The following is an 8,516-nucleotide window of genomic DNA, read 5'->3' as shown; positions in this document are numbered from 1 at the left end:
GCACGAAAGAGCGGCGGGGTTTCCGCTTTTCTCTCTCTCTCTTGACTTACAGTCGCGACAGGAGGACGTCTTCGTCCTCGATGCCTTCGATAACGTACTCCATGAACTGGTTCGCTTTCGCTCCGTCCACGAGGCGGTGATCGTAGGAGAGGTGGAGGTCGATCCGCGGACGTACTTCGACCTCGCCGTCCTCGGTGGCGACGGGTTCGTCTCGGACCCGTCCGATACCCATAATGGCCACCTCGGGGTAGTTGACGATGGGTGTTCCGAACGTTCGATGTTCGCCGAACGTCGCGAGGTTGGTCACAGTGAACGTCCCGTCCCGCATGTCGGCGGCGTCGATGGAGCGCTCGCGGGCCCCCTCGGCGAGCGTCTCCAACTCCCGAGCTACTTCCACGATGGATTTGCTGTCGATGTCCTTGATGACGGGCACCAGCAATCCGTCGTCGGTGTGGGTCGCAAATCCGACGTTGTAGTAGTACTTCTCCACGATTTCGTCGGTCGTGTCGTCGATGCTGGCGTTCACCATCGGGAACTCCTTGAGCGCCGGGACGACCGCCTTGAGCAGGATCGGTGTGTACGTGATGTGAACGTCGTGTTTCTCGTCCAGTCGCTCCTTGAGATCCACGAGTTCGGTGGCGTCGGCCTGGAATCCGGAGGTCAACTGCGGGACGACGGCCGCCGAGCGGGTCATGTTTTCGGCGATGCGCCCGCGAAGCCCCGAAAGGTCGCGCCGCTCGGCGCGCTCCTCGTCCTCGTCGATCGCTACCGGTTCGATTTCGGTCGTTGGGTGTTCGATGGCGTAGGCCGCTTCGCCCTCGGCTTCCGCCGTGCCGCCGCCGGCCGGTCCACCGGCGCGTCCGGAGAGATGTGCGTCGATGTCCTTGCGGAGCACGCGTCCGTTCGGCCCGGTGCCGTCGATAGTCGAGAGGTCTACGCCCTCCTCGCGGGCGTACGCTCGCGTTCGTGGTGCCGCGAACACTCGCTCGTCGGCCGTCGCTGGTGATTGGGACTCCTCGCCCTCGGCGTCGCTGTCGGCTTCCTCCTCGGCTTGCAGTTCCTCATCTTGGCCCTCCCCCGTTTCTTCCTCCACATCTTCCGCTTCCGTTTCTTCTTCAGCCTCCTCGGTTTCCTCCGTCTCGCCTTCCTGCTCGGCTGTCTCCGTTTCTTCTTTAGGTTCCTCTTCCTCGGCTTCCGTTTCTTGCTCGGTGTCGGCTTCCTCTTGCGCTTCTTCGGCAGCTTCGGCCTCCTCCCCGCCGCTCGGCGGGGAGTCGGTTTCGATGACGACGAAGACCTCACCGACTTGCACGACGTCGCCGACGTCAACCTGCCGCTCGGCGATGGTGCCGGGACACGGCGACGGAACGTCGGTGACGGCCTTGTCGGTCTCGACCTCACAGAGCACGTCGTGTTCGTCGATGTCGTCGCCCTCCTCGACGTGCCACTCCACGATTTCGGCTTCCGTCAACCCCTCGCCGGGGTCCGGGAGTTCGAACTCGTAGTCGGTCATGACGACCACCTCGCTCCCGCGGCGGGGGAACGAACGGGCGGTTTCGGGGGGCTGAACTGTCGGTTCGTGCCTGTCGGGTCTGTCTGTTGCTCAGAATTCATAACTCATCACCGCCTCGATCGCGTGTTTCGCCCGCTCCGCGTCGGGGAGATAGTCGTCCTCGATATCGTTGTCAGGGAAGTGCACGTCGTACCCTGTCGCGCGCTTGACGGGGGCTTTCAGCCTGTCGAGGGCGTACTCGTTGACAAGCGCCGAGAGTTCGGCCCCGAGACCGAGCGTCCGGCGCGCTTCGTGGAGCACGACGCACCGGCCGGTCTTCTTCACCGACTCCAGAATCGTCTCCACGTCGAGCGGCGAGAGCGTCACGAGGTCGATGATCTCCACGTCGGCGTCCACCTCCTCCGCGGCGCTCTCGGCGTGACGGACCATCGCTCCCCACGTCAGCACCGTCACGTCCGACCCTTCCTCGACGGTCCGGGCCTCGTCAAGCGGGAGCGTGTATTCGTCGGTCGGGACAGGGTCGTCGAACCCGCGATAGATCCGTTTCGGCTCCATGAAGACCACCGGATCGTCACATCGAATGCTCGACGCCAGCAGACCCTTGGCTTGGTACGGCGTGCTCGGACAGATCACGCGGACGCCCGGCGCGTGAATCTCGAACGTCTCGGTCGATTCCTGATGGTATTCAAGCGCCTTGATGCCGCCGCCGTACGGCATGCGGATCGTCATCGGGAGTTCGATATCGCCGCCGGTGCGTTCGTACATCTTGGCGACGGCGTACATGAACTGGCCGAAGGCGGGATAGAAGAAGCCCATGAACTCGATTTCGGGAACCGGGCGGTCGTCCCGCATCGCCATCCCGACCGCGGTGCCGACGATGCCGTTTTCCGACAACGGCGTGTCGATCACGCGGTCCGGCCCGAACTCGTCGAGCAGTCCCTCGGTTGCGCGGAAAACGCCGCCGAGCATCCCGATGTCGTAGCCGAGAACGCGAGTGTCTTCGTCCCGTTCCATCTCCTGATGGAGTGCTCGGTTCACCGCCGTCACGATGTTCATATCTTCCGTTTCAACGCCGTCGTCGTCCGAATTCAGCGGTTCGAAATCGACGCCCAAATCGGGACCGTAGTCGTCCCACTGCTCGGTGTCGAACGCGTCGCCGGAGAAATCAGTGAACGGGTTTTCCCCGTTCTGTTCGCGCTGGAACTCCGCCCGCTGGTGGGCTTCGCGCCACGAGGTGCCGTGCAGGTGGTGGTCGAACATCCGCATCGGATCGGTTTCCGAAACGCTTCGTGCTTCCTCCACGGCGTCGTTCACCTCAGCATCGATTTCGTCCCGAATCTCCTCGCGCCGGTCGTCATCGAGGAGGTTTCGGTGGCCGAGATACGTCGAAAGCCGCTCGATGGGGTCGCGATCGGCCCACTCCGATTTCAGTTCGTCGTCCCGGTAGAGGTCGGCGTTGTCCGACGTATTGTGGTTTCCCATCCGGTAGGTGACACATTCGATGAGCGTCGGCCCGCCGCCGTCGCGGGCGCGCTCGACGGCCCTGCTCGTGGCGTCGTAGACGGCGAGCACGTCGTTGCCGTCCACGCGTTCGTGCGGGATTCCGTACGCTTCGGCCTTCTGCGCGAACGTTTCCGCCCCGGTCTGGCGCTCGGACGGTTCCGAAATCGCCCACCCGTTGTTCTGGACGACGACGACGAGCGGTGCGTCGAAGACGCCCGCGAAGTTCAGCCCGTCGTGGAACGACCCTTCGCTGGTCGAGCCGTCGCCGATGAACGCCAACGAGACGGTGTCGCGGTCGCGGAAGTGGTCGGTCATGGCCGACCCGGCCGCGTTCGTCACGTTCACGCCGACCGGCGTGTAGTCCGGCGAGAAGTTGACGGGTGACTCCCAGTCGTCGAGTCCCTCCGCAATGGTTTCGGGTTCCTGTCCGGTCGTCCCGGCGACGATCTTGGCCATCGGCACGTCCCAGTGCAGGAGCGCGGCGTTCTGACGGTAGGTATAGAAGATCCAGTCGCCTTCCGAGAGGGCGGCGGCGGCACCGAGAGGCGTGGCTTCCTCGCCGCGCTCGCGCGCGACGAGGCTCGCCTCACCGCTCCGTTGGAGGTTCAACATCGTGTCTTCGATCGTTCTGGTCCCCACCATCGTTCGGTACAGACCAAGGAGTTCGTCGTCTCCGAGGTCCGGCACGTCGGCACCGTCGAGGATGCCGCCGTCGTCGTCCATCAGTTGGTGGAAGTCGCGGGACCGGGCCGCTTCGTCCCACGTCTCCTCAGACATGGTCGGACACCGCCGGGGAGGAAACCGCCGGTACTTCCGAAACGATGCGACTCGGTGCGTTCGCCGTTGGGCGTGTCGAGTTCGGTGCGGGTGTCGGGTCGATCATGGTCCTGTATTCTCCGTCATCGGTCGCTGTTTCGCGTGTGGATCGCGTGATCGCGGGCGTTCGCGGCGGCTTCCTTCGCGGCCTCCGAGAGCGTCGGATGGGTGTGAATCGTCGCGGCGACGTCGTCCACTGTCGCTCCGAGTTCCAGCGCGAGGCCGAATTCGGCAACTAGCTCGGACGCTTCGGGAGCGACGAGTTGCGCACCGAGCAGATAGCCGTCCTCGGCGTCGGCCACGACGCGGACGAATCCATCATCGTCGTCCAGCGTCATCGCGCGGCCGTTGGCCTGCAGGGGCATCCCGCCGGTCGTTACGTCGTATCCGGCATCGACCGCCTCGTCCTCGGTCATCCCGACCGTGGCGATTTCGGGGTCCGTGAACACGACGGCGGGGACGGCCTGATGGTCGAGCGCGGCCGGTTCCCCGGCAATGACTTCCGCGACGACTTCGCCTTCGCGCATCCCTTTGTGAGCGAGCATCGGTTCGCCCGCCACGTCGCCGACGGCGAAGACGTTCTCGCGGTCGGTTCGGCCACGGTCGTCGGTTTCGATGAACCCGTCGTCGGTCGGTTCGAGGTCGATGGCGTCGAGGTTCACCGTGTCGGTGACGGGTTCGCGGCCGACGGCGACGAGCGCTTTTTCGGCCTCGTACTCGGTTCGATTCCCGTCCTCGTCCTCCGTGACGACGGTGATTCCCCCGTCGTCGTCGGTCCACTCCTCGGCCCCCTCGCCGAAGTGGAACTCGACGCCGAGGTCCTCCGCGCGTTCGCGGACGAGTTCGCTCGGTCGGTCGCCGTATCCGGGGAGGATTTCGTCCAACATCTCGACGACCGTCACGTCGGTTCCGGCCTTCGCGTACGCGCCAGCGAGTTCCATGCCGATGTAGCCCGCGCCGACGACCAGTAGCGAATCGGGCGCATCTTCGAGCGCGAGGGCCTGCCGCGAGTCGAGGATCGGGTCGTCCTCGAACGCGAATCCGGGGAGTGAAACGGGGCGGCTACCGGTCGCCACGACGGCGTGCTCGAACGCCAACTCGTGCTCGCCATCGTCGGTTCGAACTGTGACCGTCGAACAGTCGGCGAACTCGGCGCCACCTTCGACGAGCGACGCACCCGCCGCCTCGCAGAGTTGTTCGACGCCGCCGGTGAGGCGGTCCACGACGCCGTCCTTCCAGTCCACCGTCCGACCGAATTCGATGTCGGGGTCGGCGTGGATGCCACGGTTCTCGCCGGTCTCCGCCTCGTGGGCCACGTCGGTCGCCGCGATGAGTGCCTTGGACGGGATACAGCCGTAGTTCAGGCATGTGCCGCCGTAGGCGTCCTTTTCGATGAGCGTTACGTCGAAATCGAGCTGTCCGGCGCGGATGGCGGCGACGTAGCCGCCGGGTCCCGCACCGATGACGACGATTTCCGTTTCGTCGGGGACGTGATTTTCTGGCATGTGATGGGTGGAATCGCGGTCGGTTTTCCGGGCGTTTCGAGTTCGTCGTGTGCGACGGGAAGACGTAGGGAGTGGGTTCGGTCTCGATGAATCCGGTCCCTGCTTACACGTCGGACGGGTTGGATACCGGTATCCAGCGGGTAATTTCTAACGGCCCACCCGAGCCCACGAGCGAATCGGAGGGAAAACGGAAGCCGACGGACGGGGGGTAATTACGGTGCTTTCGATAGCAACGATAAGAGACACACCCGTTAGCGATGTAGAGTTAGACATGGGACTCCGAGACCACGCCAACGAGGTCGCCAACGACGCCAAAGCGCGGACGATGACGGCGGCACGAAGAGCGCGTGGTGTCGGAGGAACAGTCGCGCGCAAAACGGCCAACACGGGGTCGGAAGCGGGCGGCGAAGCGTTGCGAACGGTACGGGAAACCGCCGAGTCCGTCCGCGGCCGCGTGGACGGGAGCGAGGGCGTCGAAGCCATACCGAAGCCATCGTCCGTCGCGGAGACGACCGGCCAGTCGACGACGGCGCTCACGGTCGAAATCCGGCAGTTTCTCGACGAAGTGGATCATCGATACGCGGCCAAGAGCGCCTTCAACGGCGCTCGACAGGGGTATGCCGCCGGTCCGTACGGTGCGGTTTTCGGAGCGGGGGCGGGAACGGTGTACGGTGCGTACAACAGCACCAGGGACACCTTCGATCCGGAATCCGCGAACCCGAACGAAGGCATCGATGTCGGGCAGTATCTGGACGGCATCGGACACGTGAGGACAGGGTACGAGGCTGGCAAGCGGTTCGGGACGAAGGGAAAGGTCGCCGGAGCGGCCATCGGTGCCGGCGTCTCGGTTCTCCCGTTGGTTCGCGAGCTATACCCGATCGAACGGGCCGACGAGCCCCTGTCCCACTACGTCGATTCGATATCGCTGCCGACCATCGACGAGATTTCCGTGAGGAGGCGATAACGGAACCGACGAACACACTCCGGGCGAACGACGGCCAGCACGGCGACAGCGGTGCGTACGAGGTGATTTTCGGCCGACAGGGCCGGAATGATTTAGTCCTTCGCTGTGTTGTCGTTTTACCGAAGCGAGATAGGATAGTCACCGGCGGAAAGCCGTTTCCACGCGGGTATTTCGCCGGGAAAACGAACGACGTGCGAGAGATTGTACACATGGAACTCGGAATAATTGGACTCGGTTCGATCGGTGGGAACTTGGCGAAGCAAGCGACCGAAAAGGATATCGACGTCGTCGGCTGTGATACGGCCGACCGCCCGGAGCTGAAAGACAAGGGCGTGACGGTACTCGACAGCGGGGAGTACGAGGAGCTGGCGAACCGCCTCGATGCACCACGGGTCATCTACCTGTCGCTCCCGGCCGGGGAGCTGATAGACGAGCAACTGGACGAACTCGTGAAACACCTCGACGAAGGCGACGTGGTGATGGACGGCGGCAACTCCTTCTGGCGGGATTCGATGCGCCGGGAGGAACGCGTGTGGGAGGACGGCATCTACTACCTCGACACCGGCACCAGCGGTGGCCCGCCGGGTGCGCGCGACGGGGCCTGTTTCATGGTCGGTGGCCGGGAGGAAGGGTTCGAAATCGCCGAACCCATCCTCGACGAACTGTCCGTCGATGGCGGACTGCTGCACGTCGGCCCGCCGGGAAGCGGGCACTTCGTGAAGCTCGTCCACAACGGCGTCGAGTTCGGGATGCTCCAGTCCATCGCCGAGGGCGTCGAACTGCTCGAAGCCGGTGATTTCGACGTCGATCTGGAGGACGTGTTCAACAACTGGTCCAACGGGTCGGTCATCCGAAGCTGGCTGGTCGAACTCATGCGCGACCAGATCGGGGAGGACAACTACGAGGACGTGCCGAACTACATCGAGGACACCGGCGAGGTGAACTGGCTGGTACAGGAGGCATTCAAGGGCGAAACGCCGATCCCGGTCATCAGCCAGTCGGTCACCGAGCTGTTCAAGTCGCGTGGCAATCAGGAGCACGCCTACCAGGCCATCGCGGCGATGCGTCACGGCTTCGGGACCCATCCGTTCGGCGAGGACGACGACATCCTCAAGGAGCGTGTCACCGGACGCGTGGACAACGTGTCCCGCTCACACCTGGAGAAGGACAAAGAGCGAAAGGAGGCAGTCCGACCGAAAGACCGCATGGACCTGGACGATTAAACAATGGCAAAACAGTTCAGCTACCAGCAAGGAGGCCACGACGTCAGCGTCTGGGCGGAAACCGAGGACGAGACCGTCGAGGAGGCGAAGAACGAACTCGCCGACCGCGATTTCGAGTTGGACGAGGACGAAATACGCGACAACATCCGCGTCATCCCGTCACCGCGCCGAATCAAGAGTTCGGCCGAGGACGTGCTGATGGACAAGCGCCGCCGCGGCGGAATGGAAGCCGCCGAAGTGGTCGAGGATGGGATGGACGTCGGCCTCGGCACCGGCAGCACGACGGCATGGGCCATCGCCAAAATCGGCTGGAAGATAGACGAAGGGACGCTCACGAACGTTCGCGGAGTGGCGACGTCACTCCAGTCCCACGAACTGGCGAAGGAAGTCGGGATTCCGCTGATAAACGTAGACGAGGTGACGGAACTTGACGTCGCCATCGACGGCGCGGACCAGTGGGATCCCGAGAACCCGCACGTCGTCAAGGGCGGCGGTGCCTCCCACGCACGGGAGAAACTCATCGACTCGATGGCGGAGAAACTCGTCATCGCCACGGACGACCAGAAACGATCGACGCCGTTGTCGTACCCCGTCCCGCTCTCGATCCTGCCCGAATCGCGGGAGGTCGTCAAGGAGTGGATTCGCGACCAAGGCGGCAATCCATCGGTTCGCTACGCGGAGAAGAAGGACGGCCCGCTGTTCACGGCGAACGGCAACCTCATCGTGGACTGCGATTTCGGCGACATCGAAAATCCGGAGGAGCGGGCGACGGAGTTGGCCCGAATCCCCGGCGCACAGGAACACGGCCTGTTCGTGAACATGGTCGATGAGGTCGTCTACGGCACCGACGACGACGTGAAGACGGTCCGGTTCTGAACCGCATCCCGTAGACGACGCGGTTTCGCTCTTCTCGCGGAGGATTCGTTTCGGGCGACACCGTATTCGATCACGATTCGATCTCACAACTCGCGAGCAGGCCGGTCAGCCGACCGGCC

The 8,516-nt window shown here is 64.0% G+C and carries 6 protein-coding genes; 3 read left to right on the top strand and 3 right to left on the bottom strand.

Annotated elements, in window-relative coordinates; translation table 11 throughout:
* Window positions 1-46 precede the first annotated feature (46 nt).
* From WBV42_RS18205 to lpdA, 3 genes are all read right to left on the bottom strand, one after another.
* The gene (locus tag WBV42_RS18205) at window positions 47-1,510 is read right to left on the bottom strand and encodes a dihydrolipoamide acetyltransferase family protein (RefSeq protein WP_423987281.1); all 1,464 of its coding nucleotides are present in this window, start codon (window positions 1,508-1,510) and stop codon (window positions 47-49) included.
* Between the two features lie 90 nt (window positions 1,511-1,600).
* Window positions 1,601-3,790, bottom strand: coding sequence for an alpha-ketoacid dehydrogenase subunit alpha/beta (locus WBV42_RS18200; RefSeq protein WP_423987280.1), 2,190 nt, complete (start codon window positions 3,788-3,790; stop codon window positions 1,601-1,603).
* 122 nt (window positions 3,791-3,912) lie between these two features.
* Window positions 3,913-5,334: a dihydrolipoyl dehydrogenase gene (gene lpdA, locus WBV42_RS18195; RefSeq protein WP_423987279.1), complete on the bottom strand. Its 1,422-nt coding sequence runs from the start codon at window positions 5,332-5,334 to the stop codon at window positions 3,913-3,915.
* Window positions 5,335-5,605: 271 nt separating this feature from the next.
* Between lpdA and WBV42_RS18190 the strand changes: the two genes are divergently transcribed.
* From WBV42_RS18190 to rpiA, 3 genes are all read left to right on the top strand, one after another.
* Window positions 5,606-6,298, top strand: coding sequence for a hypothetical protein (locus WBV42_RS18190; protein WP_423987278.1), 693 nt, complete (start codon window positions 5,606-5,608; stop codon window positions 6,296-6,298).
* Between the two features lie 209 nt (window positions 6,299-6,507).
* Window positions 6,508-7,521 carry an NADP-dependent phosphogluconate dehydrogenase gene (locus WBV42_RS18185; protein ID WP_423987277.1) on the top strand — a complete coding sequence of 338 codons (1,014 nt, stop codon included), beginning with the start codon at window positions 6,508-6,510 and terminating at the stop codon, window positions 7,519-7,521.
* Between the two features lie 3 nt (window positions 7,522-7,524).
* Window positions 7,525-8,397: a ribose 5-phosphate isomerase A gene (gene rpiA / locus WBV42_RS18180; protein WP_423987276.1), complete on the top strand. Its 873-nt coding sequence runs from the start codon at window positions 7,525-7,527 to the stop codon at window positions 8,395-8,397.
* Window positions 8,398-8,516: the final 119 nt, after the last annotated feature.

The sequence above is a fragment of the Haladaptatus sp. genome (assembly GCF_049589095.1).
In the GTDB taxonomy this organism is placed as follows: domain Archaea; phylum Halobacteriota; class Halobacteria; order Halobacteriales; family Haladaptataceae; genus Haladaptatus.
Note: the sequence above shows the minus strand (reverse complement) of the source record. Positions and strands in the feature narration are given on the sequence as shown.